The organism is Melioribacteraceae bacterium (assembly GCA_035362835.1).
Classification (GTDB): Bacteria; Bacteroidota; Ignavibacteria; order Ignavibacteriales; family Melioribacteraceae; genus DSXH01.
Window position 1 is genome coordinate 181,207 of sequence record DAOSDY010000004.1, and the last position, 15,803, is coordinate 197,009.

15 protein-coding genes are annotated in these 15,803 nt (G+C 38.7%); 11 read left to right on the forward strand and 4 right to left on the reverse strand.

What is annotated here, in order from left to right:
• Positions 1-25 precede the first annotated feature (25 nt).
• Positions 26-1,660 carry an Ig-like domain-containing protein gene (locus tag PLZ15_13840; protein ID HOI30824.1) on the forward strand — a complete coding sequence of 545 codons (1,635 nt, stop codon included), beginning with the start codon at positions 26-28 and terminating at the stop codon, positions 1,658-1,660.
• Here the strand turns inward: PLZ15_13840 and PLZ15_13845 are convergent.
• The 4 genes from PLZ15_13845 to hutI all read right to left on the reverse strand — a co-directional run bounded on the left by PLZ15_13845 (position 1,657) and on the right by hutI (position 5,851).
• A complete protein-coding gene (locus PLZ15_13845) occupies positions 1,657-2,820 on the reverse strand; it encodes a DUF1343 domain-containing protein (GenBank protein ID HOI30825.1) in 1,164 nt (387 codons plus the stop codon). The genes PLZ15_13840 and PLZ15_13845 overlap by 4 nt on opposite strands.
• 68 nt (positions 2,821-2,888) lie before the next feature.
• A complete protein-coding gene (locus tag PLZ15_13850) occupies positions 2,889-3,521 on the reverse strand; it encodes a cyclodeaminase/cyclohydrolase family protein (protein HOI30826.1) in 633 nt (210 codons plus the stop codon).
• A 39-nt stretch (positions 3,522-3,560) separates the two neighbouring features.
• Positions 3,561-4,592: a glutamate formimidoyltransferase gene (gene ftcD / locus PLZ15_13855; GenBank protein HOI30827.1), complete on the reverse strand. Its 1,032-nt coding sequence runs from the start codon at positions 4,590-4,592 to the stop codon at positions 3,561-3,563.
• Between the two features lie 5 nt (positions 4,593-4,597).
• Positions 4,598-5,851, reverse strand: a complete 1,254-nt coding sequence (hutI, locus tag PLZ15_13860) for an imidazolonepropionase (GenBank protein HOI30828.1) — start codon at positions 5,849-5,851, stop codon at positions 4,598-4,600.
• Positions 5,852-5,991: 140 nt separating this feature from the next.
• Between hutI and glgA the strand changes: the two genes are divergently transcribed.
• The 10 genes from glgA to PLZ15_13910 all read left to right on the forward strand — a co-directional run bounded on the left by glgA (position 5,992) and on the right by PLZ15_13910 (position 15,802).
• The gene (gene glgA, locus PLZ15_13865) at positions 5,992-7,479 is read left to right on the forward strand and encodes a glycogen synthase GlgA (GenBank protein ID HOI30829.1); all 1,488 of its coding nucleotides are present in this window, start codon (positions 5,992-5,994) and stop codon (positions 7,477-7,479) included.
• A gap of 3 nt (positions 7,480-7,482) precedes the next feature.
• Positions 7,483-8,058 (forward strand): HAD family hydrolase, encoded by a 576-nt coding sequence (locus tag PLZ15_13870; protein HOI30830.1) that lies wholly within the window; start codon positions 7,483-7,485, stop codon positions 8,056-8,058.
• Positions 8,055-9,254: a hypothetical protein gene (locus PLZ15_13875; GenBank protein ID HOI30831.1), complete on the forward strand. Its 1,200-nt coding sequence runs from the start codon at positions 8,055-8,057 to the stop codon at positions 9,252-9,254. Before PLZ15_13870 ends, PLZ15_13875 begins: the two co-directional genes overlap by 4 nt.
• The gene (locus PLZ15_13880) at positions 9,255-10,502 is read left to right on the forward strand and encodes a hypothetical protein (protein ID HOI30832.1); all 1,248 of its coding nucleotides are present in this window, start codon (positions 9,255-9,257) and stop codon (positions 10,500-10,502) included.
• Between the two features lie 21 nt (positions 10,503-10,523).
• A complete protein-coding gene (locus tag PLZ15_13885; GenBank protein ID HOI30833.1) occupies positions 10,524-11,759 on the forward strand; it encodes a tetratricopeptide repeat protein in 1,236 nt (411 codons plus the stop codon).
• A 26-nt stretch (positions 11,760-11,785) separates the two neighbouring features.
• On the forward strand, positions 11,786-13,087 hold the full coding sequence (gene glyA / locus PLZ15_13890) for a serine hydroxymethyltransferase (protein HOI30834.1): 1,302 nt from the start codon (positions 11,786-11,788) through the stop codon (positions 13,085-13,087).
• 8 nt (positions 13,088-13,095) lie between these two features.
• Positions 13,096-13,851: a twin-arginine translocase subunit TatC gene (gene tatC, locus PLZ15_13895; protein HOI30835.1), complete on the forward strand. Its 756-nt coding sequence runs from the start codon at positions 13,096-13,098 to the stop codon at positions 13,849-13,851.
• Positions 13,848-14,828 (forward strand): polyprenyl synthetase family protein, encoded by a 981-nt coding sequence (locus tag PLZ15_13900; GenBank protein HOI30836.1) that lies wholly within the window; start codon positions 13,848-13,850, stop codon positions 14,826-14,828. The genes tatC and PLZ15_13900 overlap by 4 nt, the downstream gene beginning before the upstream one ends.
• 212 nt (positions 14,829-15,040) lie before the next feature.
• Positions 15,041-15,610 carry a cytochrome c3 family protein gene (locus PLZ15_13905; protein ID HOI30837.1) on the forward strand — a complete coding sequence of 190 codons (570 nt, stop codon included), beginning with the start codon at positions 15,041-15,043 and terminating at the stop codon, positions 15,608-15,610.
• A gap of 18 nt (positions 15,611-15,628) precedes the next feature.
• Positions 15,629-15,802 (forward strand): hypothetical protein, encoded by a 174-nt coding sequence (locus PLZ15_13910; GenBank protein ID HOI30838.1) that lies wholly within the window; start codon positions 15,629-15,631, stop codon positions 15,800-15,802.
• Position 15,803: the final 1 nt, after the last annotated feature.

The following is a 15,803-nucleotide window of genomic DNA, read 5'->3' on the forward strand; positions in this document are numbered from 1 at the left end:
GAAATTTCTGCACCTCTTGACGGCATTGTTAATTTTTAATTCATGCGCAAGCCAGCTGCCGCCGGGCGGAGGTGAGATTGATAAAACTCCACCTGAAATTATTGGGGTATTTCCGCAAAACGGTTCAACAGATTACAAAGATGATTTTTTTGAATTGATTTTTTCAGAATACGTTGATAAGAGGTCGGTTCAGGAAGCGATTTTTATTTCTCCTCCGTTAAATAAATCACTTATATATGATTGGAGCGGAAAACGTCTTTCGGTATTCTTTCAGGATACACTTAAAGAAAATACAACTTATACCGTGACTCTTGGCGCCGAAGTTGCCGACCTTAATAATCAGAATAAGATGATTGAACCGTTTACATTTGCATTCTCAACCGGCGGCACAATAGATAGCGGAAAAATCGCCGGGAAAATATACGACGTCGATCCCGGCGGCATTATGGTCTATGCTTATGTGAAAAATGACCACGAAGTAGATCCTTCGGTTCGAAAGCCTGATTATATATCCCAGGTCGGTAAGAACGGAAAATTTATCCTTATGGGTCTGAGTGAAGGCGAATACAGGGTCTATGCATTAAGGGATAACCTGAGGGATTTCCTGTATCAGAGTAATGAAGATCAGTTCGGCGTTCAATTTAAAGACTTAAAATTAAGTGGTGAACAGAATGTAATTACAAATTGCGATTTCCTCATGAGCAGGGAGGATACTATCCCTCCGAAAATCAGCAGCGTTGTTATGAGAGACCGTAATCATTTCTTAATTGAATTTTCCGAACCGGTCGATAGTACAAATATTCTTAACACGAACTTTTTCGTTTACGATTCCACTTTACAGAAGCAGTACAATATTAAATACTTTTTCAAAGGCGACTCACGGCCCGGTCAGTATTTCCTTTCAATAAGTGACTCACTGGTTAACGGAAATAAAATTTACCTGACGGTTAATTCCATCTATGATAGAACCGGTAATATCAATCCATCTGAAAGTATTTCAATAACTCCAAAGGCCGATCCGGATACTATCCCTCCTAAAATACGCAAGATTGCCGGTTCAATGCAGGGAGAAAAAGTGGATTTCATTAATCCTGTAATCACTATTAAGTTCGACGACGGATTTTCGCGCGCAGGCATTGAAAGCGCAATAACTATTGACGACGGTAAGGGGATTATATTTCCCGTTGAGATCAGTTTTGTTGATGACGCATCATTCGATGTCAGGATTAAAAGTAAGCTTCAGCAGCGGAAAGACTATTTATTAAAACTGGATTTAAATAAATTTATTGATGCTGCAGGCAATACTACCGATTCGTTGCATATTCACAAATTTACAACCAACAGCGAACTCGATTTCTCCGGCGCCGCAGGTGTGGTCTCCGGAATAAATGACCCTTCGGATGTATATGTGGAATTAAAAAGTATTGAAAGCGGAAGTAATACTTATATCAAAAAGATCGGTAAAGACAAATCCTTTAATGTCGATAGAATTGTACCGGGTAAGTATTTGCTGAACAGTTTTATCGATAAAAATAAAAACGGTAAATATGACCACGGTAAAGTGAAGCCATTCACATATGCTGAAAAGTTTACATTCTACCCGGATACTCTTAATCTGAGAGCTCGCTGGCCAGTTGTTGATTTGATCCTGGATTATTAATTATAAAGAAAGTATTTACCCGATAAATTTCTGAATGATGTGAGGTCTTTTCTTAAGTAATCTTTGATTGCATCTACTTTATAATCTCTGCTGAATAATATTCTTACCCTATCGGTGCCCATAACCTTATCGAACATCTTGATCCTCGTTGAATCGGTCAGATCGAAAATCTTTTTGTCCGGGTAGAGATTATTGTGGACCTCCATAAAATAGAACTGCAGTTCCATAAGATTTACTTTGTCGTAATCAGTTATATGTATTTGAACGCCCTTTAATATTTTATCGATCCAGATACCGTAATTAGTTCTGTAAATTATCGGCCGGAATCTGACTCCCTTAAGTTTTAAATCGTTCATCCTTGCCGAAAGTGTGTCGGGATCAATCCACTCTGCTGCAAACGTCTGGAAGGGAAGAGTATAACTAATTCCTATCGAAATTGTTACGAGCTCGCCAAGTATTCCGGAACCGACTAAATAAAAGGGCGTTGAACTGTAAGGTACATTAGTAGAAGAAGGAACCCAGATAAGGCCGGTATCATAAAAATGCATCCATCGTTCCCATCCCACCATCTTAACAATATGCAACTTACATTTAACACTGTCTTTAAGCATTCCTTCTTCGTTTATTAGCGTGGCGAGTTCTCCGCATGTTAGCCCATATACATATGGAATTTTGAATGGACTAACGAATGAAGTAAAACCATCTTCAACGATGTTCCCTTCGATTCTCAAGCCGCCGAGCGGATTAGGCCGGTCAAGAATGATAAATTCCTTTCCGGATTCTGCCGCCGCTTCCATTGCCAGTCCTAATGTTGTGATATATGTATATGCTCTGCATCCGATGTCCTGAATATCATATACAATCGCGTCAATATTCGTAAGCATTTCCCGGGTCGGCTTCGTCCGCTTTCCGTAAAGAGAATAATATTTAATCCCTGTAGTTGAATCGGTAAAATCCTCAACTGATTCACCGGCGGTGTTTAATCCGTGAAAACCGTGCTCGGGGCTGTATACAGAAACCAGTTGCAGATTCTCTGCTCTGCTTAAAAGATCAACTGTTGAGACAAGTCTGCTGTTCAATCCAGTCTGATTGGTGATTAATGCGATCCTCTTATTCTCTAAAAGCGTAAAATTATCTCTCTCCAGCAGATCAATACCCAATAATACTTTCGGAGTCTGAGTAAATAGTACTAAGGGAAAAAATAAAAAGAGGAGGAGAATTTTTTTTATCATAATGGCATTAACGATTTGGTTATTATTTCAAGAAGTCCTGATGTCGTTCTGTCTGTCTCCTCAAAAATAATATCGGCTCTCTTTCTTATTTCACCTGCGATTGTCTGATTGCTCAGCGACCCGCAATTGATCAGCACATTTAAATAAGCTCCCTGAGCAGACGATCTTACAAGAGAAATTGCAACACCGGCATCAGAGAGCGAGTTTTTGTTCCCTTTCTCGGAAATAGTTTTAAGAAGTGGGAGCAATTCATAACAGAGTCGCATCACTTCCGAAGGAACCTCCGCGGCTTCTATTGTTGCTTCTTCTATTTTTGCATTACGCAGAACTTTATCGTTTTCCGTTTCTTTGGGGAGTTTGAATGCCTCCATCACTTTGTCGAATGCTGCATTGTCTTTCTTTGCCAGCTCAACAAAATCACTCTGGTATTTAGTCAATTTATCTTTTAATTGGGTCATCTCTGCCTCAACTTCAGCATATTTCTTCTTGCCTATTGTAAGGTTGCATACCATAGTACCGAGTCCGCTTGCCAGCGCACCGCACAGCGCTGCAACATTTCCGCCGCCGGGTGTAGGTGATCCGGAAGAGAGTTCGTTCAGATATTCCTGTATTGTTCTGGATAATTCCATTTTACCTCCGTAGTTGATCAGATCATTAATCAATCTGGTTTAGATCATATATTCAATTATTTTTTCTTCAGGTTTGAAAGTGTTCAGTGTACTCAGGCCGAGATGATTAATCGCTTCTTCAACCAATCTGTTCTCATTTGTTTCTTTTCCGCCTGTATAAAACCTGCCTGCCTGAAGCATTGCTTCGAGAGGAACAAGTCCAACGATTTCGCTACCGTTAACTTCAGCACCGAGACGCGCCGCTTCCTTTTTCACTTCTTCAAATGCTGTGTGCATTGGTGTCACATTATAATTTGTAAGATTAATTGAAACCTGCGTACAATTGTATTTCTCAAGTGAAACACCCATTCCTTTGAATTCTTTTAAACGTCCCGGCACTTTCACAGTTTTCCCGTCAACCTTTATCAGATTGCCGTTCTCATCGCGTTTTGAATATCCGCTTTCCCTTAATACTTCAGCAATTTCCTTCGAATATTTTACGTCGGTTGAAATGATATTAACATTGTAAGCTATGAGGAAGAATCTCGACCCTGTAACAATTGCACCTAATTTCGGATTAAAAACAGGTGAACCGAAATCGGGTGACCAGGTCGGGTCCTTGAGTTTATCCTTCAATCCTTCATATTCACCCTGACGTATACTGGATAAACTCTTTCTTTCAGGTTTGCGGGCTGCACTTTCATAAAGATAAACGGGCACGTTTAATTCTTTGGATATAATTTCTCCGAAACGCTCAGAAATTCTTACGCATTCTTCGGTGGTTACATTGGAGACCGGTACAAACGGAACTACGTCAATAGCTCCGAGACGCGGATGTTCTCCTTTGTGATTTCTCATATCGATTAATTCCGCTGCGGCTTTACATGCATTAACTGCTCCATTTAGAATCCCTTCCTCGTTCCCGGCCATTGTAACTACAACACGGTTATAATCTGCATCCGGTTCCAGGCTCAGTAGTTTTACGTTCTTTGTATTTTTTATTGCTTCTTTGATAGCAGAAAAAGTTTTTTCATCCTTACCTTCACTGAAATTCGGTACGCATTCAATAATTTTAGGTTTTGCTGAATTCATTACAATCATTTCTCCGTTTTACTTTTGTAAATTATCTCGCCTTTTTTAATAGTCATTGAATTTAAGTTTTGTCCTATATTATAAATTATATCCTGATACTCCCGGGCTTTAAATACGGCAAAATCCGCCTGTTTACCTATTTCAATACTACCGGTGATCCTGTTCATATCAAGTGCTTTTGCCGCATTTATTGTAACGCCGCTTATAATTTCCTCGGCTGTCATTTTCATTTTAAGTGCGGCAAGACTCATTATGAAATGAAGATCGGGAATATTCGATGATCCCGGGTTATAGTCGGTTGATAGGGCAACCGTCGCATTGTTTTTCAGCAGCTCACGTGCAGGGGCATACTGATAATCAAGAAAAAATGAGACGCCCGGCAAAAGAACCGCCACAGTATCGGAACCGTTCAGCTTATGAATATCTTCATTTTTAATTACTTCCAGGTGGTCCACTGAAAGTGCTTTGTGTCTGAGGGCTACATCAAGGCCGCCTACATTGTTAAACTGTTCTGTATGAAGTCTTAATTTGTATCCCAGTTTTTTTGCTTTCGAAAAAATTCTATCAACTTCTTCGCTGCTGAAAGCTCCTTTTTCACAGAATGCATCCACATGCCCTGCAAGATTATTTTTTATTATGAAGGGAAGAAGCTCTTCCGAAATTATTTTTAAGTATTTATCATGGTCGTTTTTGTATTCCGGCGGATAGGTATGAGCGCCGAGAAACGTTGGTATAATTTCTATAGGCAGCGAATTCTTGAAATAATTGATTACCTGAAGCAGTTTTATTTCGTCGTAATAACTCAAACCGTATCCGCTCTTTATCTCCAGAGTTGTTATTCCCTGAGAAATAAAAAGTCCGATTCTCGGTTTTATGATTTCCACTAATTCTTCGAAAGTTGATTGCCGGACGGCTTTAACCGTAGAGATTATTCCTCCGCCGGAAGCAGCGATCTCCTCATAAGTAGCTCCACGCAGACGCATCAGAAACTCATTCGACCTTGAACCGGCAAAAGCCGTATGCGTATGGCATTCAACCAGTCCGGGCAGTATTGTACAATCTTTAACGTCGATAACTTGATCAAACGAATTATTTGCAACTGAGTAGTCCGGAACTATGTCTTTTATTATCCCATTTTCAACTATAATCGAATGATCGTACAACGGATCGATTGAGGTAAGGTCAATGCCTCTTTTCAGGTTTTTCCCCTTTGTATCAACGGTAACTATTTGCGAAGGTGCTTTTAATAGTTTTTTCATCTGTTAAAAATCTGTTTAAATATCTTTATTCAATATGATTTTAAAAATAGATAATTCAGGACTTTATTTTCTATTCTTTTTGTTCAAAAGATGTGATTTTCGTATTTTTACCTTATTGAAAAGTAAGTAATAGGGTTCAAATGCCTTCTAAGTATAAAATTCTTTTTATCACCTCGGAAGTTGTCCCATTCATTAAAACAGGCGGTTTAGCAGATGTATCCTCAGCTTTGCCACAGAAATTGCAGGAATTAGGTCACCAGGTTCGTATTGTTGTCCCTAAATATGGTGCAATTGATGAACGGAAATACAAAATCCACGAAGTTGTTCGACTCAAGGATCTTAAAATAAATATTGGGAACAAAGAAGTTGTTTTTTCACTTAGATCTTCATTCCTGATAGGACCAAAAACCAGGGTTCAAATCTATTTCCTTGATAATCCCGAATTTTTCGGGAACCGGCACAGTCTCTATTCCGACCCATTAAGCGGCGAGGACTATCCTGATAATGACGAAAGGTTTATTCTTCTTTCGCGTGCTGTCTTTGAACTCGTTACTAAATTAGGCTGGGTTCCGGATGTAATCCACAGTAATGACTGGCAGACCGGACTAGTACCGGCTTACCTGAAATCGATGTTCGCAAAAGATCCTTTATTCTCTCCGATTAAAACACTTTTCACAATTCACAATCTGGCTTTTCAGGGGGTCTTCCCCAAGACTTCATTTGCTAAAACTGAATTGCCAAAAGAAATGGAGAGTGAAAAGGGGATTCTGCATAAAGGTAAAGTTAATTTTCTGAAAGCAGGATTGGTTTATTCTGATATGATTACAACCGTTAGCGAAACTTATGCAAAGGAATTATGCCTGAAGAAAGATTTCGGTGCCGGCTTGCAGGATGTGCTCTGTAAACGTAAAAAGGATATGTACGGCATCATTAATGGAATTGATGAAGCAATCTGGAATCCTGAAATAGATAATAAAATTGCTCAGAAATATTCAGCCAGGAACCTGGAACATAAGAAGGAGAATAAAAAAGCTCTGGCTGATAACTTCGGATTTAAGTATGATGAAAAGGTTCCTGTTATCGGTATGATCTCCAGATTAATCGAGGATAAAGGTCTTGATCTTCTGGAAAAGGCTTTTCCACAGTTAATGAAATTGAACCTCCGTCTAATCTTACTCGGTACGGGCGATAAAAAATATCATAAATTTTTCACAAGCGCGGCTTCCAAATATCATAATAACTTCTCCTGTTTTATCGGATTTGATGAAGAACTTGCTCATCTTATTGAAGCAGGTTCGGATATGTTCCTAATGCCTTCGAAGTATGAGCCTTGCGGACTCAATCAGATGTATAGCCTGATGTACGGTACTGTTCCAATAGTTCGTTATACTGGCGGTCTGGCTGATACCGTTCAACCGTTCAATCCGAAATCTAAATCGGGTAACGGATTTGCTTTCGAAAAATATGCCGTTGGCGATATGATTGCTGAGATTAAAAAAGCGATCAAGATTTTTTCTTCGGATCAGGAAACCTGGCAGACAATTATGCGGAACGGTATGAAATCTAATTTCACCTGGCTCAGCTCAGCCAAGAAGTATCTCGACTTATATAAAAAGCTTACCGATTAATTGATGCAGCACGCGGTTTTTTTAGACAGAGACGGTACTATCAATTTTGACCCCGGATACCTGAAGGATCCCGAATTGGTCAATCTTTTTCCGGGTGTTGCCGAATCTATTAAAAAACTGAAAGACCAGTTTGGCTTTAAAATAATTGTAATCTCTAATCAGGCGGGTATTGCTTACGGAATGATGACTGACCTAGATGTGATAGCTGTCAATAATAAAATTAACTCGCTTCTGATGGAAAAAGGTACTTCAATCGATCATTTTTATTTCTGCCCGTTTCATCCTGATTATAGTAATGAAGAAGATTCAAAATGCAGGAAACCATCTCCGTATATGATTGTACAAGCTTCTAAAGATCATGGATTAGATTTGAATAGATCTTATATGGTGGGTGATAAAGGAATTGATGTAGAATGCGGACTTAATGCCGGTATAAAAACAATTTTAATAACTCATAGTAATGACAATAGAGAAATTAATAGCTTGCATAATCAAGGGAAAAAGCCCAATTTTGTAGCCGCTAATTTCATAGATGCATGCGACTTTATTGTCAGGGATTACCTGGAGGTTAATACTTGAATAGGCTTTATAAGTTTCTTCTTATCCCGATCCTTTCGATTTTTTTTATATCGTGCAACGAGGATCCAACTTCAACCGGAGCAGGCCTGCTGCCGGAAGACGGCAAAATTCAATTCAAACAATTCGATACTCAGAATTTTCCGGTAACCCAATCATCTGCTACTTTTAATGCCGATGTCGACTTAGATCAGTCAATTACTCTATTGTTAGGAAAAAATTCATATGCAGAATCTGTAATGCTGCTGAATTTCCCCAACCCTTTTTCAGACTCTATGATTACTTATTATAAGAATAATCAGTTTAAAGTTAGAAAAACATGGATGGAGATGATGCCGGTGTATAAACTCGGTGAAGAATCCCGGACTTTCGATTTTAATGTCCATCAGATTCGATCCGCATGGAGTTCTGCCGGATTTGATAAAGATAGCCTTGCGCAACTTAATTATGATGCTGTTAATGTTTCGTTCGATAAAAATATTACCGATTCATTGATTACATTTAAAATCAATAACAGTGTTGCAGAAGAAATGTTGAATTATCAGGCCAACTCAACAACAGGCACTAAGAATTATGGATTCTATTTTAAACCGACTTCAAACTGCGAACGTATTGTCGGGTTCAATTCTTATGATGGATTTCTAGATGGAGAATTCCTGCCCGTCCTTAAAATTGAATATGAACTAAAAACTACCACCGTAGATACAATCTTAGTGTCCCCGTTAGTTGATATCCATGTTGTAACCGGTTCTGTACCGACTCAAAATCAATTCATTTATCTTCAAGGCGGACTGGTATCAAGAGGTTTTCTTTCATTTGACCTTTCTTCACTGCCGAAAGAAATAATCGTCAATAGTGCAAAACTGGAGCTTACAGTAGATACCTTAAAATCTTTTAACGGGGTCCCTGCTTCCGATTCTATCGAGGTTAAGGCTCTTAAGGATAGTGTCGCAAAAACTTTTACATCAGATAGTCTGATTGTTTCTGTCTTGAAAAAAACGAATAACATCTATTCCGGTGAAATTACCTGGCTTATTCAGAGATGGCTCTCTTCTACCATTGCCGGTGTAAATCAGGGGATGCAATTATCACTTGCTGATGAAGTGAGATCAGCTTCCAGGATTGTAATCCATGGTAGCAGATCAACAGATTTACTTAAAAGACCAAGGTTAAAAATTGTTTACATGCAGAAGAAATAAATGAATAAAACTAAATTTATAATTGTTTTACTCTTGCTTTCATTGCCGCTAGATGTTTTACCATCCGGCGGGTCAATCTATTCGAGATATGGTCTGGGAGATTTTTATTTTTCTTTTTCAGCGAGAAGAATGGCACTGGGTGATCTTGGAATAGCTACAGCCGACTTCGACTATCTTAATTACCTTAATCCGGCCGGCTGGAATAAAGTAAGATTGTCCCGGTTCGAAACGGGTATTATAACTCATGGAAACGGTATCTCGTCCAATTCGTCATCTGTATTTCATACCCAGACAATTTTTTCAGGAATGATGCTCGGATTCCCATTGGAAAGAGATCTCGGATTAACTTTAGCAGGCGGTATTGTACCGTATTCCAATGTAAATTATGATGTTTCCTATGAGGAAGATGATCCGATTGCGGGTAAGCATTTTGTTCAATACAATGGAGACGGCGGATTATCTAAAGCTTTCATCGGATTGTCTGTAAAACTCCCGTTCGATTTTGCTCTTGGAGCTTCATTCGACTACTTTACTGGTAAGATCGAACATATTTCTTCAGCTGAATTTGGACCTGAATCTGAATTTATAAGTGCTTCTTTTGCCCGGGATTACAGCTATCATGGTATCGGGTTTACACTCGGACTTATTTCGAATAACCTGGCAGACATATTTGGTTCCGAATTTATTAAGGATCTTAGACTTGGATTTATTTATTCCAGCCAGTCCCAATTGAATACTGACACTACAGTAACATCGACTACTCTCATCGGAGATGTCGAATCTTCAACCGGTTCTTTTAAGACTGAGTTGCCGGGTAGAATTGGTGTTGGAATCTCATTGATGGTTAACGGCGGTTATTCAATTACTGCCGATTATCTGTATCAAGCTTTCAGTAATTATTCTGCCAACGGGAAAAACTTCGGTGTTCTAAGGGATTTAAGTAAAATCAGCCTCGGTGTGGAATACCGCAACCCCGATGTTAGATCATATTCTTTCTGGGAACAGGTTATGTTGAGAGGAGGTTTAAGCTATGAAAGCACTCAATACGAATTTAACGGTAAAGGTATAGATCAGATTTCATTATATACCGGTTTTTCAATGCCGCTTGGATTCGATAATACTCTGGATCTTGGTTTCCAGTTTGGCAGAAGAGGAACAAAAGAGGGAAATTTATTAAGTGAAAATTTCTATAAATTTTCCATAACTTTGAGCATTGGTGAACTCTGGTTTATCAGAACCGAAAGATAAATTAATAGAAGGAACATAAAATTGAAACGTTTACTACTTTTAACTTTACTGGTCGTTGGATTTATTTCCAATAATGAACTGTCTGCTCAGAATGATCAGGTAACTTTCAGCCTGTTCTATGAATATCATAAGAATAAGGATTTTGTGAGCGCTGTTGATTACGGCTGGCAGGTTGTTAATGGTGATCCGTCTCCCTGGTTAAAATATAAGATCTTCCCTAAAATGGAGGAAATTCTCTGGTACTTACACGATAGTTCTAAAGTGTCCGATCAGCAGAAACTGGCTATAAAGGATACTATTCTTTATTTCTACGACAGGGCAATTAAATATGAGCCGAATCTTGAAGGTTTCTATACCGCCAGAAAAGCCTATGTTATGGAAGTCTGGATCCAATCGAATCCTCTCGAAATTATTTCTCTTTACGAAGCTGCCATGGCTAAAGATCCGTCGCTGGATATTTTCTACAAAGACCGACTTGGGGTTCTCTACATAGCTAATGCAACAGAGGAGAACGATCTAAAATTGAAGGCACTTGATCTTTACAGCAAATTAGCTGAACAGGAACCTGATAATCCATTATGGAATCAGAAACTTGAAACGATTGCCGAGAATATTGACGAACTTGTTCCGATTATGAAAAAAGCCTGGGAATTTGATAAAGAAAATTTGGAAAAGGCTTATAAATATGCGGCTACATGTATTCGTGCTCAGGATTTTGAACAGGCGCAGATTCCTCTTGAGTTTCTTACTACTAAAGCTCCTGAAGTTATTAATTACTGGAAACAGCTTGCCAGTGTATATGAAAAACTTGATTTGAATGATAAAGCAATTAACGCATATAAAAAATTAATCGATCTTCAACCCGATAACCGGGATAATTATCTTAACCTTGCTCTTGTTTATAAAAGAATGGAACAACTTTCCGTATCCAGGACTTATCTCCTGAGAGCAATGAAAATTGATCCTAACTGGGATTATCCGGTTTTCATTGAAGCTCAGCTTTATGAACAGGGAGCCAGAGCTTGTGAATTCGATTTTATGGCTAAATGTGTTTATCTGCTTGCGGTTAATACCTATCGTAAAGCTGCATCTTTGGGCGGACAATTCTCTAATACAGCCTCTGAAAGAGTCAGGGCACTGCAGAATTCAATTCCTATGAAAGAAGACTACTTCTTTAGAAAATTGAAATCGGGTGATACAATTAGAATTGAAGGTGCATGCTACTCCTGGATTGATCGTAGTGTTGTTGTTCCGTAAAATCAATTAATGAAAAACGGTTTGAAATGAAAAATTATCTCAATGCTGATCCTGAAATTCTGCGTGTATCTAATCTTGAACTAGAGAGGCAGGAATCACATCTCGAATTAATTGCTTCCGAAAATTTTGTTAGTCCGGCCGTTCTACAGGCCGCCGGCTCTGTGTTAACAAACAAATATGCCGAAGGATATCCCGGCAAAAGATATTATGGCGGCTGTGAGTTTGTTGATATGGCAGAAGATATTGCAAGAGACAGGCTTAAAAAATTATTCGGTGCTGAATATGTTAACGTTCAGCCTCACAGCGGATCTCAGGCAAACATGGCTGTTTATATGGCTCTTCTTAAACCCGGTGATACTATCCTGGGCTTGAGCCTTGACCATGGTGGCCATCTTACTCACGGCTCGCTCGTGAATTTCTCGGGTCAGATTTATAGATCTGTTCCGTACATGCTTAATAAAGAAACTAAAACATTAGACTATAACCTGATTGAAGATCTTGCAAAAAAGGAAAAACCGAAGCTGATTGTTATGGGCGCCAGTGCATACTCTAGAGACTGGGACTATGCGAAATTCAGAGAGATCGCTGATAAAGTCGGATCTCTGCTTATGTGCGATATGGCTCATCCGTCCGGATTAATTGCCAAGGGCCTTTTAAATAATCCCTTACCTTATTGCGATGTAGTAACTTCTACGACTCATAAAACTCTTCGGGGACCTCGCGGCGGTGTTATACTCGTTGGAAAAGATAAAGATAATCCTATGGGCATTAAAACACTTAAAGGCGATCGATTGAAATTAATCTCCGAGGTTTTCGACGGCATGGTTATGCCCGGTATTCAGGGCGGACCTCTTATGCATATAATAATGGCTAAAGCTGTTGCTTTCGGAGAAGCTTTACAGGATTCCTTTGCGGATTATGCACGTCAGGTTATTAACAATGCTAAAACACTTGCTAACGAATTAATCGGGTATGGCTACGATATTGTCTCGGGCGGAACCGATAATCACCTGATGCTTGTCGATCTTACTGCAAAAGGTTTAAGTGGTAAGAAAATTGAAAATGCTTTAGGCCTTGCTGCTATAACTGTCAATAAAAACATGATTCCGTTCGATACTAAAAGTCCTTTTGTTACAAGTGGCATAAGAATCGGTACTCCTGCGGTTACTACAAGGGGAATGAAAGAAAATGAAATGAAGTTGATAGCGGAATTTATTAATAGAGCTATTATCAATTCTGAAAACGAATCTGAACTGAAATCCATCCGTAATCAGGTGGGTGAACTCTGTTCCGGATTCCCGTTGTATCCCGACCTAAAAACTAGTTAAGAACTGCGGTGAGTAAAAAGGAAATATCTGGTTCGGACACTTCAAGTGAAAAAGAAATTGAAATGACTTTCCTTGAGCATCTCGAGGAACTCAGATGGCGGATTATTTATGCTTTAATCGGAATCGTTATTGGCACTGTCATTGCCTGGATCTTTATCGATTTCTTTGTTGATCAAATCCTATTACTCCCCGCTAAAAAAGCTAATTTCAACCTGCAGAACCTGCGTCCCTTCGGACAGCTCTTTCTCTTCTTTGAAATCGCAATTATAATAGGATTGATCTTCAGCTTCCCGAATGTTGTCTATCAGCTCTGGAAGTTTATTTCGCCTGCCCTTCGTGAAAAAGAGAAAAAATATATTTCTGCGATTGTAATTTTCACTACACTTTGTTTTCTCATTGGAGTTGTCTTCGCCTATTTCGTAATGCTTCCATTTACACTTAAATTTGCTGCGCAGTTCGGCTCTCAGGATATTGTAAATAACTTTGCAATTGACGAGTATTTTTCGATTATTCTCAGTGTTATTATTGGAGCAGGACTTGTATTCGAATTACCGATGCTCTCATTTTTCCTTTCGAAGATCGGCATTCTGAATCCGGGAATTATGAAAAAGTACAGACGTCATTCAATCGTAACAATTTTAATTTTTGCCGCTCTCTTAACACCCGGTACTGATCCGGTCTCGCAGGTCATTTTGGCCATTCCATTGGTTTTCTTATATGAAATAAGTATTTTAGTTTCAAAAATATTTCAAAAGAAAACTTGAAAATAAATTCTCTTTCCGAAATCACTCATCTTATTGAATCTGATCTTGAACGGTTTAATGGATTGTTCAAACAATCCCTGAAATCTAAAGTCGGCTTGGTTGATCTTGTAACACGTTATATTCTTAAACAGAAAGGAAAGAAAGTTAGGCCTGTCCTCGTTCTTCTTTCTAGTAAACTGGCTGGTGGAATAAGCGAAAGAAGCTATAGAGGAGCTATACTTGTTGAATTGCTCCATACAGCAACACTTGTTCACGATGACGTTGTTGATAATGCTGAAACTCGAAGGGGTTTCCCATCCATCAATTCTGTCTGGAAAAATAAAGTTGCCGTTCTGATGGGGGACTACCTCCTTGCACGGGGACTTATGCTTGCAGTTGAAGGAAGTGATTTTGATTTCCTCGGCGTAATTACTAATACAGTAAAAAGAATGTCTGAAGGTGAATTGCTCCAGATAAGTAAAACACGAAAACTTGACAACGACGAAGAAACCTACTTTAAGATAATCTCCGATAAAACCGCCTCTTTGTTAACTACATGCTGCGAAATTGGTGCGAGAGCTGCGACAAATGATGAGAACAAAATAGCTGCGTTAAAAACTTATGGCGAGTACCTTGGTATTGCCTTTCAAATAAGGGATGATATACTGGATTATATCGGAACAGCCAAACTGTTCGGTAAACCTCTTGGCGGCGATATCAAAGAAAAAAAACTTACTCTTCCGCTGATATATGCTCTCAAAAAAGCTCCGCCTGAAGATTCAAAAAAAATAATTAAACTGATTAAAAACGGCGGAAAAAATCTGAATGTTAAAGAAGTGATCGATTTTGTTAAGAAACATGGTGGCATCAATTATGCGGAGAAGGTATCAAAGGATTTTGCTGAAAAGGCAATAGATGCTCTTAAAATTTTTGACGAAAATGAAATCCGTATTGCTCTCGAATCTTTAGTTAATTTTGTTGTTGACAGGAATAATTAATATTAAAAGGTCTTTTTCGGAAGTTTTCTATCTCAATTTTATGATAGAAAACTTTTTTGTTTTTATTCCCCATTTCTTATCTTAGCTCGTGGAATTTTTAAGAAATTCTACGGCATGTCTTAATTAAATAATCTAACTAATCTGGGATTTCAATCTGCTCTTTCGGGAAGACCAGGTTTCTTTTATAGAAGGGACTTTACTATAGGGATTAAATGAAAAAGACTGTTCTTGATTACGCACTAAAAATTCGCCTTCCATTAACTTTATTTGTAATTGCTGCAACGTTTGTGCTAACCTATTATATCTCCAGGCCCGAAAGGGACGGAATCGGTCATGCACCCGAACAGCCGATTAAATTCTCACATAAACTTCATGCCGGTACTATGGCTATCGACTGTCAGTATTGTCATACTGAAGTTGCTAAAGGAAGACATGCTACTATCCCTTCGGTAAATATCTGCATGAATTGTCATTCGGTTGCACGTAAGGATAAACCGGAAATTGTAAAATTAACTCAATACTACGAGGAAGGTAAACCCGTTCCATGGAAGAGAATTCATAAGGTCCCCGACTATGCGTATTTCAACCACAGCGTACATGTTAATAAAGGGATCGATTGTGCTAGCTGTCATGGTGATCTAAAAGAAATGGAAGTTGTTAGCCAGGTAAGGCAGTTTACTATGAATGCGTGCCTCGATTGCCATAGAGAACCGCATAAGAATCTTCCTTATCTGGAAAACGTTAACATTGGTCCCGATAATTGTGCTGCTTGTCATCGGTAATTCTACAAGGATTTAATTATGGATATTAAAAAAATTGGTAGAAAAGTTTTTGTAGGCAGATTGGGTAAAGGTGCTTTCTTCGCATTTTTGGCATCCGTATTACCTTTAAAAATATTTGCTTCGTACAAACCGGAACAGAAAATTGATATAAAAATTCATCCTTCTGCAGTTAAAAGAAATAACAAGGTTTAGG